Here is a 14,949-nt window from a genome sequence, read left to right as displayed (position 1 = left end):
GGGCACATGACCGAGCACGTCGTGGTGGCCGTCGACGGTGGCCCCGCGAGCGCCGCCGCCCTCGACTGGGTGGTCGATCGGGCACGCACGGTGGAGATGCGCCTCGAGATCACCACCGTCGTCGACATCGACTGGTTCCCGCAGCCGAACCCCGATCCGGTCCTCGCCGAGTACGAGCGGATCGTGGACGAGGCCGGGAAGCGGGTCGTGTTCAGCCACGTGCCGGTCGACGTCTCGACCACGCTGCACCACGCTCGCCCCGTCCCCGGGATCGTCGACGCCTCTCGGCGCGCGGACCTGCTCGTGATCGGCTCCCACAAGACCCGCGGCCTCAGCGGCATCGTGAACGGCACGCTGCCGCTCGCCGTCGCCGCGCGGACCCAGTGCCCCCTCGTGGTCGTGCCGGTCGACTGGGCACCGGGCGACGGCCCCGTGGTGGTGGGCGTCGACGACGAGACCGGCCACGCCGCCATGGCCTTCGCTGCCGGCGAGTCGGTGCGCGCGGACGCGCCGCTGCTCGCCGTTCGCGCCTGGGAGATCCCGCCGCTCGTCTCCGGAGCGTGGGCCGCGCTCGAAGCCGGCCAGGACGAGTTCGAGGCGGCCGAGCGCACGCTGCTCGACACCGAGGTGGAACGGATGCGGCAGGCCGACGAGCGCGTGCAGGTCGAGGCGGTGCTCGAGCACGGGCGGCCCTCGATCGTGCTCGCCCGGCGGGCTGCGAGCGCGCGGCTGACCGTGGTGGGCACGCACGGGCGCGGAGCGCTCGCGGGCCTGCTGCTGGGCTCTGTGGGGCACGACCTGCTGATGAACATGCCGAGCCCGATCGCCATCGTGCCCGACAGGGCTCGCGCCGGGCACGGCACGGTGGAGGAGGTGTCGACGAGCGAGACGCCCCGCGCGTGACGGCGCCGCGGCGCGTGCGCGCGGTGGTGGATGATCGTAGGCATGCGTTGGCCGTGGTCTCGAAGCAAGCAGCTGCCGCTGCTGCACGTCGCGATCGACGAGGGCACCGGCCCGACGGTCGTGCTCGTCCACGGCATCGCATCCTCGACGAACGCGTTCGAGAACGTGATACCGCTGCTCACGCCGCAGCATCGCGTCATCGCGCTGGACCTGCTCGGGTTCGGGGCGTCGCCCTCCCCCGCCGGCGCGACCTACACCATCGAGGAGCACGTCGAGCATCTCGAGCACACCCTCGCGGCGCTCGGCATCGAGCGCTGCATCATCGTCGGCCATTCGCTCGGGAGCCTGATCGCGGCGCGGTACGCCGCCACGCACGCGGATGAGGTCCGCGGACTCGTGCTCGTGAGCCCGCCGGTCTACCTGCCCCCGGAATCCTTCGGCGACCCTGTCGAGCGCACCGCGATGGGTCTGTACCTCCGCGCCTACGAGTTCCTCCGGAACAACAAGCGCTTCACGATGCGGAACGCCGCCGTGCTCGCGCGCCTCTCCCCCATCAGGGACGTGCTCGAGGTCAGCGAGCGCAACTGGCGGGCGTTCACGCTCTCCCTCGAGCACGTCATCGAGACGCAGACCGCGGTGAGCGACATCGCAGCGGTGTCGGCGCCGGTGCAGGTCGTCTACGGCACGCTCGACCCGTTCCTCATGCCGGGAGGCCTGCGGATCATCGAGCAGATGCGGCACGTGTCGGTGCACCGCGTCGCCGGCGGCGACCACGTCATCCGCCGACGGATGGCGAGGGTCGTCGCCACCGCGGTCGCGAGCGTCTCGGCCCACGCGGCTGACCTGCGCTGACCGGGCGCATCGGTCGGGGCGACAGCATTCGAACCCGCGAAGCATCGCTTCGCGCTCCTCGCCCAGAGCCGGAGGCGCTGCGGCGCCCACTGGTCGGGGCGACAGGATTCGAACCTGCGACCTCCCGCCCCCAAAGCGGGCGCTCTAGCCAAGCTGAGCTACGCCCCGTAGGGATCGCTCCCGTACGCCTGGTGAGTCTATCGGCGGGCGGGGGGCCCGCTGTGCGCCGAAGGGGCCCCGCGGTAGCACGGGTGATCTCGATACGCGGTCGGGCGGTGCCCGACCGCTACTCGATCAGCGTGAGTTGCGTCCCTCGAGGGCGCGGGCCGCTCACCCGAACGTGAACGAGTAGGCCTCGACGCCCGCGGGCACCGTCACCTCGATCGTCCCCTCGCGCGGCGCGTCTGCGAGCAGCAGTCGGTACGACCGCGGGGTGCCCGACGCCTCGAGCTCGACGCGCTCGCCATCGACGTCCGCGACGACCGTGCCCGTGCCGGCCAGCACCATCCGCACCTCCTGCCCCCGATAGAGCAGGCGGATGCGCGCCTCGGCGTCGCGGGGCGTGACGAACTGCGTCTCGAGCCGCCACGCGCCGTCGAGCGCGAAGGTGTCCTGGGGCTGATCCGCGGGCAGGGTGAAGACCTCGGTCTGCGCCGAGTAGCGCTCGGCGCCGCCGAAGTTCTGCTCCTTGGTGGTGCCGAGGTACGACTCGGGGGTGATGTCGGCGTTCGCGGGCGTCTCGTCGGCGGTCTCGGTGGGCGGAGGCAGCTCGATGCCCGGCTGCGCCTCCTCGAGCAGCGCGCGCAGCATCCGCTCGCCCTCCGCGTACTGGCCCTCGCCGAAGTGCACGTTGCGCACCACGCCGTCGGCGTCGATGAGATACCGGGCCGGCCAGTAGGCGTTGCGGTAGTTCGTCCACGTGGCGAGCTGGTTGTCGATCGCGACCGGGTACTCGATGCCGAGCGCCGCGGCGCCTGCGATGACGTTGTCGCGCTCCTTCTCGAACGCGTACTCGGGGCTGTGCACGCCGATCACCTCGAGCCCCGCATCCGCGTACGCGTCGTACCAGGCGTTGATGTGCGGGGTGGAGCGCTGGCAGTTGATGCACGAGTAGGCCCAGAAGTCGACGAGCACCACCTGGCCGCGCAGCGACGCGAGGTCGACGGATGCGTCGCCGGGCGTGTTGAACCACGACTCGATGCCGCGCAGGTTCGGGGCCGTACCGCACTCCTGGAGCTCGGTCGCGCCCGGGTCGCAGCGGTCGAGCTCCGCGTTCTCGTCGTTCTCGAGCCCGCCGATCGCGATCGCCTCCTGCACCTCGTCGCTGCCCGCGAACGCCTCCTGGATGGCCGCGGTGTAGTCGGGCACGAGCCGCTGCAGCCGCGCCGGCACGTCGAGCACGAGCCCTGCCGCGAGCGCGAGCATGAGGGCGCCGGAGACGACGCGGATGACGCCCTGGCGCCGCCGGAACGCCGCGATGCGCTCGGCGAGGCCGCGGCCCGCGAGCGCGAAGAACAGCAGCGGCAGCGCCGCACCGATCGCGAACGAGACCGTGAGGACGACGGTGTCGGCGCCGATCTGCCCGGTCGAGCCGGCGACGGTGATGGCCGCGAGCACGGGGCCCGCGCACGGCACGTACACGGCGCCGAGCGCGAGGCCGAGCGGGAAGCCCTGCAGCTTGGAGGACTGGCGGTTCGCGGCGTTCAGGAACGGGATGCGCTCGAAGGGCTTCTCGAGCAGGTGCTGGAACGCCGGCACGATGAGGCCGATGCCGATGAGCGCGAGCACGACGATGCCCGCCCAGCGCAGCACGTCCTGCGGCAGGCCGAGCAGGCCCAGCAGCAGGCTGCCCGCGAGCGTCATGAGCGTAAAGCTCACGACGATGCCGGCGATCACGAGGTAGGGGCGCCAGCGCGAGACGGTGCGCGGCGGCGCCTGCGCGGGCGCTGCGGTCGCAGTGGCGGCCGCGGTCCCGCCACCTGCGCTCCCCCGCCCGCCCGCAGTGCCGGCCGACGCATCCGCACCCCTTGGCGCCTCGCGCGCCGACTGCATGCCGCCCGAGAACAGGATGACCGGCAGCACGGGGATGATGCAGGGCGAGATGCCGGTGACGAAGCCGCCGAGCAGTCCGATGAGCGCGAGCACGTTGCCTCCAGGCATTCGGCCGCGCATCGTAGCGCGGGGGCGAGTGGTGCACGGGGTTCGGCGCGGAGGGCCGAGCGGATGGGTCGTGCCGCGCGTCGAGCGGATGCGTCGGCCGGGCGCCTCAGATCGGTTCCAATCCGTCTGCGAGCGGGCTCCGAAGCCCCTGCACGACCGGCTCGCACGAGTCGGACCAGAGGGAACGCTTGAGGAGAGGAGAGCAGCGATGCTCACCAGGAAGAACCCCACGATGGCAGGGCTCGTGCTCGTCGGCGCGGCGACGCTCGCGCTCGCAGGATGCTCGATGGGCGGCGCAACGGCCGACGACGAGTCCGCCGCGCCCGCCGAGCCGAACGGCATGTCGCAGGAGCCCATGGAGACCGAGGAGGGCGACGCCGCGGCGATGGATCCGGCGTACGACGAACTCGTCGGCCCCGGCTGCGCGATGTACGACGAGGAGGTGCCCGACGGCGCAGGCTCGATCGTCGGCATGTCGCAGGACCCGGTCGCGGTCGCGGCCTCCAACAACCCGATGCTCACGCAGCTCGTCGCGGCGGTCTCCGGTCAGCTCAACCCCGAGGTCGACCTCGTCGACACGCTGAACGGCGACGAGTTCACCGTCTTCGCGCCGGTCGACGACGCGTTCGCGGCGCTCCCGGCCGACACGGTCGAGATGCTGCAGACGCCCGAGGGCGCCGAGGCGCTCCAGAGCGTGCTGACCTACCACGTCGTCCCCGGCCAGATCGCGCCGGATGCCATCGTCGGCACGCACACGACGGTGCAGGGCGAGGACGTGATGGTCGAGGGCGAGGGCGACGACCTCATGGTCGAGGGCGCGAGCGTCGTCTGCGGCGGCGTGCAGACCGCCAACGCGACCGTCTACCTCATCGACACCGTGCTCATGCCGCCGTCGATGGGCTGATCACCGCATGCACGATCGAGGGGCCGGTCCGCGAGGGCCGGCCCCTTCTTCGCGCGGTCAGAGCGTGCGCTCGCGGATCATGCGCGCGAGCTCGAGCCCCGAGTCCTTCACGGTGCGCTCCTGCGTGTCGTAGTCGACCCGCACGATGCCGAAGCGCTTGTGGTAGCCCCACGCCCACTCGTAGTTGTCGAGCAGCGACCAGTACATGTAGCCGTGCACCGGCACGCCCGCGTCGATGGCGTCGAGCACGGCGCCGACGTGCGCGCGGAGGAACGACGTGCGCTCGGTGTCGTGGATGCACGCCTCGCCCGTCGCCGCATCCGTCTCGACCTCGTCGTCGTAGGCCGCGCCGTTCTCGGTCACCCACAGCTCGATGCCGGCCGGCCCCGTGTACTCCTCGTGCAGCTGCCGCAGGAGCGCCGTGAGGCCCTCGGGCCGCACCTCCCAGCCCATCGAGGTCGTCGGCACGTCGCGCGGATGCGCGTGCACGCCCTCCGCCGCCGGGTAGGGGCTGCGGATCGGCCGGTCGGTGGGCGCGTCCTGCAGCATCGGCGTCGCCGGCGGCGCGAACGAGACGACGTCGTCGTGGTAGTAGTTCACGCCGAGCACGTCGATGGGCGCGGCGATCGTCGCGAGGTCGCCCTCCTGCACGACGGCGTCGAGGCCGAGGTGGCCGACGTCGGCGAGCAGCGACTCGGGGTACTCGCCGCGCACGATGGGGTGCACGAAGAAGCGGTTGTACTGGTCGTTGAGGCGTCGGGCGGCGTCGCGGTCGGATGCGCTGGTCGGGTCGAGCGGCTCGGCCGGCTGGAAGTTGAGGGTGATGCCGACGCGCTCGGCGCCCGCGTCGCGGAGCGCCTCCACCGCCATGCCGTGCGCGAGCAGCAGGTGGTGGCCGGCCTGCAGGCCCGCCTCGACGCTCTGCCGGCCGGGCGCGTGGGCCCCCGCGGTGTACGAGAGGAACGACGAGCACCACGGCTCGTTCATCGTGGTCCAGTTGACGACGCGGTCGCCGAGCGCCTCGTGGACGGTGCGCGCGTAGTCGACGAAGCGGTGCGCGGTGTCGCGGTTCGTCCAGCCGCCGGCATCCTCGAGCGCCTGCGGCAGATCCCAGTGGTAGAGCGTGAGCCACGGCATGATGCCCGCGCCGAGCAGCTCGTCGACGAGACGCGAGTAGAAGTCGATGCCCTTCGGGTTCGGCGCGCCGCCGTCGGGGCGCACGCGCGCCCAGCTCGTCGAGAATCGGTAGGTCTGGAGTCCGAGCTCGCGCATGAGCGCGACGTCGGCGGGCATGCGGTGGTAATGGTCGCACGCGACGTCGCCGGTGTGGCCGTCGATCACGGCGCCCGGCACGCGCGAGAAGGTGTCCCAGATGCTGGGGCGGCGGCCGTCCTCGGCGGCGGCCCCCTCGATCTGGTAGGCGGCCGTCGCGGCGCCGAGGACGAGGTCTGCGGGGATGCTGCGCTGCACGCCACGAGCGTATCCCGGCGGGGGCGGGCTGGCGGATGCGGTAGATTCGTGCCGTCCCGCACGCACGTCTCGCGGGGCGCGCGGGCGTAGCTCAATGGTAGAGCCTCAGTCTTCCAAACTGATTACGCGGGTTCGATTCCCGTCGCCCGCTCCGACCGACACGGCCTCGTCCCCGCTCGGCACCTCGCGGACGTCAGCGCATAGCATGCGTCCATGGCCGACAAGAGCGATGGACCCCTCGCGAGAGCGCTTCGCATGCTGTCTCGGCGGGTCTGGTTCCGCGCCACCGTGTTCACGGCGCTCGCGATCGTGTTCGCGCTCGCCGCCGGCGTCCTCGGCGCGGTGCTGCCGTTCCGGGTCACCATCGAGCTGGGCCAGAACTCGGTGGGGTCGCTGCTGCAGATCATCGCCACCGCGATGCTGACCGCGACGACGTTCTCGGTGACGGCGATGGTGAGCGCGTACTCCGCCGCGACGACGAATGCGACGCCGCGCGCGACGCAGCTGCTCATCGCCGATCCCACGTCGCAGAACGCCCTCTCGACGTTCGTCGGCTCGTTCACGTTCGCGATGGTCGGCATCATCGCGCTCTCGACGGGGTACTACACCGAGCAGGGTCGCACGATCCTGTTCTTCGGCACGCTCGTGGTGATCGCCGTGATCGTCGTCACCCTCCTGCGCTGGATCGCGCATCTGGCGGACTTCGGTCGGATGCCGGACGTCGTCGACCGCGTCGAGGAGGCCGCAACCGCCGCGCTCGTCGCGCATGCCGCCTCGCCGGCGCTGGGAGCGAGCGTGGCCAGCGGGCCGCACGAGCATTGGTCACCGGTGTGGGCCGAGCGGAGCGGATACGTCTCGCACGTCGACATGGACGCGCTCCAGCAGGCCGCGGAAGGCGCCGCTGTCACGCTCCTCGTCGTCACGCAGGCCGGACGCCTGACCGATCGCTCCCGCCCGCTCGCGCGCGTCTCGGGCGACATCGACGACGAGACGCGACGGGCGATCGTGGCGGCGTTCAGAGTCGGTGCACGACGGAGCTTCGAGCAGGATCCACGCTTCGGCGTGATCGCACTGGCCGAGATCGGGAGCCGAGCACTGTCGCCCTCCACGAACGACCCGGGCACGGCGATCGAGGTCATCGCTGCTCTGCAGCGCGTGTTCGAGCGGGCGCTCACGACGGCGCCCGACCGCAGCGTCGCCCATCCGTCGCTCGCGGTGGTGCCGCCGACCCTCGAAGAGCTGCTGGTCGACGCGTTCCGCCCGATCGCGCGCGACGGCGCAGGGTTCGTCGAGGTGCACGTCCGGCTCCAGAAGAGCCTCGCTGCGCTCGCCGCATGCGCACCCGAGCGCGCGCGGCAGATCGAGACGGTCGCGCGGGCGCTCGCGAAGCGCGCCGACGAGCACCTCGACGAGGCAGATCGAGCCGAGCTCGCGCGCGAGGGCCGAGGCGCCTGGGCGGGCGTGGCGTAGCCGCAGGGCTCCGGCGGCTCCGTCGCCGGCGCGTGCGCCGAGCCGGTGCCGCAGGCCCTTCGTGCCCGAGCCACCCGCGGCCGTGCGCTCACAGTCGCTGCGGGTAGCGTTGCAGCGTGCAGGCCAGGTTCACCACGCGACCGCGTCCGCGCGGCTCTGCGCCGCTCGGCGTCGCGCTGCTGGCCGGGGTCGCGTTCACGCTCGCCGCCTGCGTCGCGATGCCCGCGACGGTGCCCGACGACCCGGCCATCCCGGTGAGCGCGAGCCCGGCGTTCACCGATCTCGCGCCGCCGCCGACGACCGACGGTCCGACCGACCCGCCGGTGCCGACGACCGAGCCGGGCGACCACGCCTTCGGTGAGACGGCGGTCATCCACACCGATCGCGGCTCGACGTGGGAGATCACCGCGACCGGCTCGACCGATCCCGCCGACAGCCTCGCGACGCTCGGCTGCGGCGGCAGCGGCGGACCGGCGTCGCCCCGCGCCGGTGAGCGCTTCGTGATCCTCGACCTCGAGATCGAGAACGTCGGCGTCATCACGACGCACCCGATGTACGACCTCACCTTCGGCTACCAGCCCGACGGCGGGCCGGTCGCCGACCAGAACCACGCATCCATCGCCGCGGCACCGGTCGACCTCGGCTGCACGATGGAGTTCGCACCCGGCGACCGGGAGACGGCGCAGGTGATCGTCTCGATCCGCGACGACGCGGCGAGCACCGGCACGTGGATCATCAGCCCGACGGACGGGACGATCGATCCGTCGCGGAGCTATCGCTGGCGCTGAGGGGCGCGGGCGAGCGGATGGTGTCGTGACGCGTGCGGCTTGCGGCCGCGCGCTCCTCGACCGGCGGGGTGGGCGCTCCCCCACCTACGGGGCGGGGGTGACTACAGCTGGCAGCCGGGGCACCAGTAGAGCTTGCGGCCCTGCATCGTCTCGAGCGCGATCGACGTGCCGCATCGCCGGCACGGCATCCCCTCGCGCTTGTAGACCCAGTGGCGGTCGGCGCGGTTCGCGAGCGCCGCGGCGCGCTTCGCCCCGCGCAGTCCGTCGATCGTGAGCATCTGGCCCGTCTCGACGCCGATGCGCAGCAGCTTCACCCAGTCGCGCCAGAGGCCGCGCAGCTCGTCGGTCGTGAGCTGCGAGCCCGGCCGGTGCGGGTCGATGCGGGCGCGGAAGAGCAGCTCGGCGCGGTAGACGTTGCCGATGCCCGCGACGACCGACTGATCCATGAGCAGCTGCCCGATCGGCTGGTTCGAGCGCGACGCGCGGTCGACGAAGCGCTGCTCGGCGTGCCGCCTCGACTCCGTGGGCGCCTCCGGGTCGGGCCCGAGCCGCTCGGCGAGCGCGCGCACCTGGCCGGGCTCGAGCACCTCGCACACCGTCGGCCCGCGCAGGTCGGCGACCGCGGTGTCGGTGAGGATGCGCACGCGCACCTGGCCGACCGGGTCGGGCGGGAAGGCGGTGGCCTCCCCTGCCGTCTCCTGCTCGCCCGCGCGCAGGCGCGCGAGGCGCGGGGCGCCGATCGACGCGATCGACTCCTCGTTCTCGCCCATCGTGCCCGCGCCGCCGATGCCGCGCATGCCCGTCTGCCCCATGCGCGCGGCGCCGACGGCGGCGCGGCTCGCGAGGATCGTCGGGTCGATCGAGATGTCGCCGGCGAAGTCCCAGGCGCCGTAGATGCCGAGGTGCACGTGCAGCACCAGGTCTGCCGCCTCCGCCGTGCCGTCGAAGCCGAGCAGCAGGTGCTTGCCGATCGCCTCCGACGACGTGATCGTGCGCCCGTCGAGCTCGGCCGCGCCGACCTCGAAGCGCCCCTGCGGGCTGCTGACGGCCGCGGTGCTGCCGACGAAGTTCGCCTGGAACTGGCGCGCGATGCGATGGACGGAATGGCCCTCGGGCATGCAGCGGCTCCGGCCTAGACGATCTCGTGGCCGGCGATGGCCCCCGTCGTCTCGTACTCGCCGAGCTGCGCGATGCGACGCGCGTGCCGCTCGGCACCCGTGAACGGCGTCGCGATGAAGGCGTCGATGATCTCGAGCATCTCGGCCTCCTCGTGCTGCCGCGCACCGACGGCGACGACGTTCGCGTCGTTGTGCTCGCGGGCGAGCTCGGCGGTCGCGAGGCTCCACGCGAGCGCCGCGCGCACGCCCTCGACCTTGTTGGCCGCCATCTGCTCGCCGTTGCCGGAGCCGCCGAAGACGACGCCGAGCGCCTCGACGCCCGAGCGCTGGTCGCGCACGACCGCGCGCGCCGCGTTGATGCAGAACGAGGGGTAGTCGTCCTCGGCGTCGTACTCGGTCGGGCCGTGGTCGACGCACTCGTGGCCGTTCGCCGTCAGGTGCTCGATGAGCCGCTTCGACATCTCGAAGCCCGCGTGGTCGGTCGCGACGTGGATGCGCATCAGGCCGCCTCCTCCGGTGCCACGTCGAAGCGCGGCCCGCGCGTGCGGGTGCGCTTGAGCTCGAAGAAGCCGTCGATCGATGCGGCGGCGACGATGCCGTCGAAGAGCGCGAGCGCATCCGCGCCCTTGGGTGCGGGGCTCACGACCGGGCCGAAGAACGCGACGTCGTCGACCGCGACGACGGGCGTGCCGACGTCGTCGCCGACGAGGTCGATCGCCGTCTGGTGGCTCGTGCGCAGCGCGATGTCGTGCGCGTCGGTCTCCTCGACGAGCGACGCGTCGAGACCCACCTCGGCGAGCGCCTCGGCGATGAGCGCATCGTCGTCGTCGCGCTTCTGGTGGTGGATGCGCTCCCCGAGCGCGTCGTACAGGGGCTTCACGACCGCGTCGCCGCCCGCCGCGCGAGCGGCGGTCACGAGGCGCGTCAGGCGCATGGAGCGCGGCATGCGCGCGGCGTACGCCTCGGGCAGGTCGCGGCCCTCGTTGAGCACCGCGAGGCTCATCACCTGCCAGTCGACGTCGAAGCCGCGGGTCTCGGCGACCTCGCCGAGCCAGCGGGAGGTCATCCACGCCCACGGACACGTCGGGTCGAACCACATGCGCACGCGCTGCGGAGCCTGCTGGGAAGCGACTGCACTCATGCCTCGAGCCTATCGAGGGTGGTCTCGTGACGCGTGCGGCCTGCGGCCGCGCGCTCCTCGACCGGCGGAGTGGACGAGCGCGCAGCGGGTCTCGTGACGCGTGCGGCCTGCGGCCGCGCGCTCCTCGACCGGCGGGCTGAACGAGCGCGCAGCGGGGTCTCGTGACGCGAGCGGCCTGCGGCCGCGCGCTCCTCGACCAGCGGGGTGCCGACGGGCGATCAGCGGCGGCGCACTACGCTGGTGCGACCAGCACATCACTGCCGAAGGAGTCCAGCGTGCCCGGAGAGAACCTCACTCGCGCCGAAGCCGAGGAGCGCGCCGCGCTCGTCGCCGTCGAGAGCTATGACATCGCCCTCGACCTCACCACCGGCGACGAGGTCTTCCGATCCACCACGACGGTGCGCTTCACCGCCACCGAGGGCGCGTCGACCTTCATCGACCACATCTCGCGCACCGTGCACTCCGTGACGCTCAACGGCACCGAGCTCGACGCATCCGCCGTGAACGACGGCGTGCGCATCCAGCTCGACGGCCTCGCGGCCGAGAACGAGCTCGTCGTCGTCTCCGACGCGATGTACGTCAACACGGGCGAGGGCCTGCACCGCTTCGTCGACCCCGTCGACGGCGAGGTCTACCTCTACTCGCAGTTCGAGGTGCCCGACTCGCGGCGCGTCTTCGCCGTCTTCGAGCAGCCCGACCTCAAGGCGACCTTCCGCTTCACCGTGACGGCGCCCGCACACTGGCAGGTGGTCTCGAACCAGCCGACGCCCGAGCCGACCGTCGAGGGCGACACCGGCACGTGGGCCTTCGAGCCGACGCCGCGCATCTCGAGCTACATCACCGCGATCGTCGCGGGCCCCTACACCGTCACGCGCTCCGAGCTCACCTCGAGCGACGGCCGCATGATCCCGCTCGGCATCTTCTGCCGCGCCTCGCTCGCCGAGCACATGGACGCCGACTACCTCTTCGACATCACGCGCAAGGGCTTCGCGTTCTTCGAGGCGCAGTTCGGCGTCGCCTACCCGTTCGAGAAGTACGACCAGCTCTTCGTGCCGGAGTTCAACGCGGGCGCGATGGAGAACGCCGGATGCGTGACCTTCACCGAGGCGTACGTGTTCCGCGCGCAGGTGACCGACGCAATGCGCGAGCGCCGTGTCGTGACCGTGCTGCACGAGCTCGCCCACATGTGGTTCGGCGACCTCGTCACGATGCGCTGGTGGAACGACCTGTGGCTCAACGAGTCGTTCGCCGAGTGGGCCTCGACCCTCGCGACCGCTGAGGCGACCGAGTGGACGGGCGCCTGGACGACGTTCCAGGCGATGGAGAAGACCTGGGCGTACCGCCAGGACCAGCTGCCCTCGACGCACCCGATCGTCGCCGAGATCCGCGACCTCGACGACGTGCAGGTCAACTTCGACGGCATCACCTACGCCAAGGGCGGCTCGGTGCTCAAGCAGCTCGTCGCCTGGGTGGGCCTCGAGGCCTTCATGCAGGGCGTCGGCGCCTACTTCCGCAAGCACGCGTGGGGCAACACCGAGCTCACCGACCTGTTGACCGAGCTCGAGGCGGCGAGCGGCCGCGAGCTCGGCGAGTGGAGCCGCAAGTGGCTCGAGACCGCCGGCGTCAACACCCTGCGACCGCGCCTCACCGTCACGACCGACGGCATCATCACCGACTTCGCGATCGAGCAGACCGCGCCCGAGGAGCACCAGACGCTGCGCCCGCACCGCCTCGCGATCGGCTTCTACGACCTCGACGGCAAGGTGCTGCGACGCACCGAGCGCATCGAGCTCGACGTCGACGGCGAGGAGACCCAGGTGCCGCAGCTCGTCGGCCACCTGCGCCCCGCGCTCATCCTCATCAACGATGAGGACCTCGCGTACGCGAAGATCCGCCTCGACGAGCAGTCGACGCAGACCGCGCTCTCGAGCCTGAGCCAGATCGAGGACCCGCTCGCGCGCGCCCTCGTGTGGGGCGCCGCTTGGGATGCGACCCGCGACGCCGAGACGCCCGCGAGCGACTACGTCGACCTCGTGCTCGACAACATCGGCGCCGAGACCGAGTCGACGACCATCCGCCTCGCGCTCGCGCAGCTCGCGCAGGCCGCCCGCACCTACGTGCACCCGTCGCGCCGCGCGAAGACGATCGAGAAGGTCGGCGACCGCCTCTGGGCGCTCGCGTCGGAGGCCGAGCCCGGCTCGGACGCGCAGTTCCAGTTCGTCGGCGCCTTCGCGGGGCTCGCCTCGACGCCCGCGCACGTCGCGGTGCTGCGCAGCCTGCTCGACGGCAGCCGCACGCTCCCGGGCCTCGAGGTCGACACCGACCTGCGCTGGCAGCTGCTCGACGGCCTCGTGCTCAACGGCGCTGCCGGCGAGCAGGAGATCGCCGCCGAGCTCGCGAACGACGACACGGCCACCGGCCGCCAGTTCGCCGCCCGCGCCCGCGCGACCATCCCCACGCCCGAGGCGAAGGAGGCCGCGTTCGCGTCGGTCGCCGACGAGGCGGGCGCGTCGAACCTCATCGTGCGCTACACGGGCCTCGGCCTGCAGCACGTGAACGACGCATCCGTGCTCACCGGCCTCGTCGGGCGCTACCACGACGCGATCCAGCAGATCTGGGACTCGCGCACCTACCAGATCGCCGAGGGCCTGCTCACGGGCCTCTACCCCGCCGTCGTCGCGAACGAGGAGCTCGCGGCCGCGTCGCGGGCGTGGCTCGAGGCGAACGAGTCCGTGCCGGCGCTGCGCCGCATCATCGTCGAGCACCTCGCCGGCGTCGAGCGCGCGCTCGAGGCCCAGCAGCGGGACGCCTGATCGGAGGAGCCGTGCAGCAGACCGCAGCCGAGGGGTGGGAGGCCGTCGCCGAGTGGTGGGCGGCCTGGGGCCAGCCGATCGGCATCGTGCTCGTCATCGTCGGCGCGTTCATCGCGTACTGGATCGTCAAGGCGATCGTCAGCCGCGTCGTGCACGAGGTGGTCACGGGCGTCAAGCGCAAGGCCGACGCCGCCGACACCGAGGCGCTCGCCAACTCGCCCCTCGCGCAGGTGCGCGTGGTGCAGCGCACCCGCGCGATCGGCAGCGTGCTCAACACGCTCGCCGGCTGGGTGATCGGCGCGTTCGCGCTCATCGTCATCCTCAGCATCCTCGGCGTGAACGCCGCGTCGCTCGTCGCGATGGCGGGCTTCCTCGGCGCTGCGGCCGGCGTCGGAGCGCAGGGCATCATCAAGGACTTCCTGAACGGGCTGTTCATGGTGTTCGAGGACCAGCTCGGCATCGGCGACACCGTCGACCTCGGCGAGGCGTCGGGCGTCGTCGAGTCGGTCGGCATCCGCGTGACGCAGGTGCGCGACGTGCACGGCACCCTCTGGTACGTGCGCAACGGCGAGATCGTCCGCGTCGGCAACGAGTCGCAGGGCTGGGCGCGCGTCGTGATCGACCAGGCGGTGCCGTACGAGGCCGACATCGACGCGGTCACCGAGCGGCTGCTCGACGTCGCGACGGCGATGAGCGAGGAGCCCGAGTGGCTCGGCCGCATCATCGACAAGCCCGCCGTGTGGGGCATCGAGTCGGTCTCCGCCGAGGCCGTCGTCGTGCGGCTCGTCGTCAAGACGCGCGCGAGCGCGAAGTACGAGGCGGGCCGCGAGCTGCGCCGCCGCGTCAAGGAGGGCCTCGACGAGCTCGGCGTGACGCTGCCGTCGCTGCAGAAGATCGTCGTCAAGGGCATGGAGGAGCGCGCATGACGCAGCAGACGCTCTTCGACGCGGTCGGCGGCGAGCCGTTCTTCCGCAGCCTCGTGCACGAGTTCTACGAGCGGGTGTGGGCGGATGCGGTGCTGCGGCCCATGTACCCGCAGGACGACCGCGCCGGGGCCGAGGACCGCCTCGCGCTCTTCCTCATGCAGTACTGGGGCGGCCCCGGCACCTACAGCGCCCAGCGCGGCCACCCGCGGCTGCGCATGCGCCACCACCCCTTCCCGATCGACCTCGACGCGCGCGAGCGATGGATCGCCGCGATGCACGGCGCCCTCGACGCGCTCGCGCCCGCGCCGCTGCACCGGGCCGAGCTCGAGGACTACTTCGATCGCGCCGCGACCGCGATGATCAACCACAACCCGCTGCTCCGCCAGCGGTAGACCGCCGGGAGG

At 72.2% G+C, this 14,949-nt stretch carries 13 protein-coding genes and 2 tRNA genes; 9 read left to right on the top strand and 6 right to left on the bottom strand.

Annotation, left to right across the window (positions count from 1 at the left end; all coding sequences use genetic code 11):
* Positions 1 to 6 precede the first annotated feature (6 nt).
* On the top strand, positions 7 to 903 hold the full coding sequence (locus BLT67_RS12720; protein WP_092667350.1) for a universal stress protein: 897 nt from the start codon (positions 7 to 9) through the stop codon (positions 901 to 903).
* 42 nt (positions 904 to 945) lie between these two features.
* A complete protein-coding gene (locus BLT67_RS12715) occupies positions 946 to 1,755 on the top strand; it encodes an alpha/beta fold hydrolase (protein WP_231945505.1) in 810 nt (269 codons plus the stop codon).
* Between the two features lie 90 nt (positions 1,756 to 1,845).
* Here the strand turns inward: BLT67_RS12715 and BLT67_RS12710 are convergent.
* Positions 1,846 to 1,923 (bottom strand) — tRNA-Pro (locus BLT67_RS12710).
* Between the two features lie 162 nt (positions 1,924 to 2,085).
* Entirely contained in the window at positions 2,086 to 3,915 is a 1,830-nt protein-coding gene (locus BLT67_RS12705; RefSeq protein WP_092667348.1) for a redoxin domain-containing protein, read from the bottom strand.
* Positions 3,916 to 4,123: 208 nt separating this feature from the next.
* Here BLT67_RS12705 and BLT67_RS12700 point away from each other — a divergent pair, with 208 nt between their 5' ends.
* Positions 4,124 to 4,819 (top strand): fasciclin domain-containing protein, encoded by a 696-nt coding sequence (locus tag BLT67_RS12700; protein ID WP_092667347.1) that lies wholly within the window; start codon positions 4,124 to 4,126, stop codon positions 4,817 to 4,819.
* Between the two features lie 57 nt (positions 4,820 to 4,876).
* On the opposite strand, the gene BLT67_RS12695 is transcribed toward BLT67_RS12700, so the two are convergent.
* On the bottom strand, positions 4,877 to 6,289 hold the full coding sequence (locus BLT67_RS12695; protein ID WP_092667346.1) for a GH1 family beta-glucosidase: 1,413 nt from the start codon (positions 6,287 to 6,289) through the stop codon (positions 4,877 to 4,879).
* 80 nt (positions 6,290 to 6,369) lie between these two features.
* On the opposite strand from BLT67_RS12695, the gene BLT67_RS12690 reads away from it, so the two are divergent.
* From BLT67_RS12690 to BLT67_RS12680, 3 genes are all read left to right on the top strand, one after another.
* Positions 6,370 to 6,440 (top strand) — tRNA-Gly (locus BLT67_RS12690).
* A gap of 62 nt (positions 6,441 to 6,502) precedes the next feature.
* Complete coding sequence (locus BLT67_RS12685; RefSeq protein ID WP_092667345.1) at positions 6,503 to 7,759, top strand: DUF2254 domain-containing protein; 1,257 nt, start codon at positions 6,503 to 6,505, stop codon at positions 7,757 to 7,759.
* A gap of 116 nt (positions 7,760 to 7,875) precedes the next feature.
* Positions 7,876 to 8,547: a hypothetical protein gene (locus BLT67_RS12680; RefSeq protein ID WP_092667344.1), complete on the top strand. Its 672-nt coding sequence runs from the start codon at positions 7,876 to 7,878 to the stop codon at positions 8,545 to 8,547.
* Positions 8,548 to 8,648: 101 nt separating this feature from the next.
* On the opposite strand, the gene BLT67_RS12675 is transcribed toward BLT67_RS12680, so the two are convergent.
* The 3 genes from BLT67_RS12675 to BLT67_RS12665 are packed head-to-tail and all read right to left on the bottom strand — an operon-like array spanning position 8,649 to position 10,806.
* Positions 8,649 to 9,665, bottom strand: coding sequence for an Fpg/Nei family DNA glycosylase (locus BLT67_RS12675; RefSeq protein WP_092667343.1), 1,017 nt, complete (start codon positions 9,663 to 9,665; stop codon positions 8,649 to 8,651).
* Between the two features lie 14 nt (positions 9,666 to 9,679).
* A complete protein-coding gene (locus BLT67_RS12670; RefSeq protein WP_092667342.1) occupies positions 9,680 to 10,165 on the bottom strand; it encodes a ribose-5-phosphate isomerase in 486 nt (161 codons plus the stop codon).
* Entirely contained in the window at positions 10,165 to 10,806 is a 642-nt protein-coding gene (locus BLT67_RS12665) for a mycothiol-dependent nitroreductase Rv2466c family protein (RefSeq protein WP_092667341.1), read from the bottom strand. The genes BLT67_RS12670 and BLT67_RS12665 overlap by 1 nt, the downstream gene beginning before the upstream one ends.
* Positions 10,807 to 11,081: 275 nt before the next feature.
* On the opposite strand from BLT67_RS12665, the gene pepN reads away from it, so the two are divergent.
* Genes pepN through BLT67_RS12650 form a run of 3 tightly spaced genes read left to right on the top strand, consistent with a single transcriptional unit; the run spans position 11,082 to position 14,937 of the window.
* Positions 11,082 to 13,619: an aminopeptidase N gene (gene pepN, locus BLT67_RS12660; RefSeq protein WP_092667340.1), complete on the top strand. Its 2,538-nt coding sequence runs from the start codon at positions 11,082 to 11,084 to the stop codon at positions 13,617 to 13,619.
* A gap of 11 nt (positions 13,620 to 13,630) precedes the next feature.
* A complete protein-coding gene (locus BLT67_RS12655; protein WP_157674357.1) occupies positions 13,631 to 14,545 on the top strand; it encodes a mechanosensitive ion channel family protein in 915 nt (304 codons plus the stop codon).
* Positions 14,542 to 14,937 carry a globin gene (locus BLT67_RS12650; protein WP_092667338.1) on the top strand — a complete coding sequence of 132 codons (396 nt, stop codon included), beginning with the start codon at positions 14,542 to 14,544 and terminating at the stop codon, positions 14,935 to 14,937. The genes BLT67_RS12655 and BLT67_RS12650 overlap by 4 nt, the downstream gene beginning before the upstream one ends.
* Positions 14,938 to 14,949: the final 12 nt, after the last annotated feature.

The sequence above is a fragment of the Agrococcus carbonis genome (assembly GCF_900104705.1).
Classification (GTDB): domain Bacteria; phylum Actinomycetota; class Actinomycetes; order Actinomycetales; family Microbacteriaceae; genus Agrococcus; species Agrococcus carbonis.
This window is presented reverse-complemented; position numbering and strand designations above follow the sequence as displayed.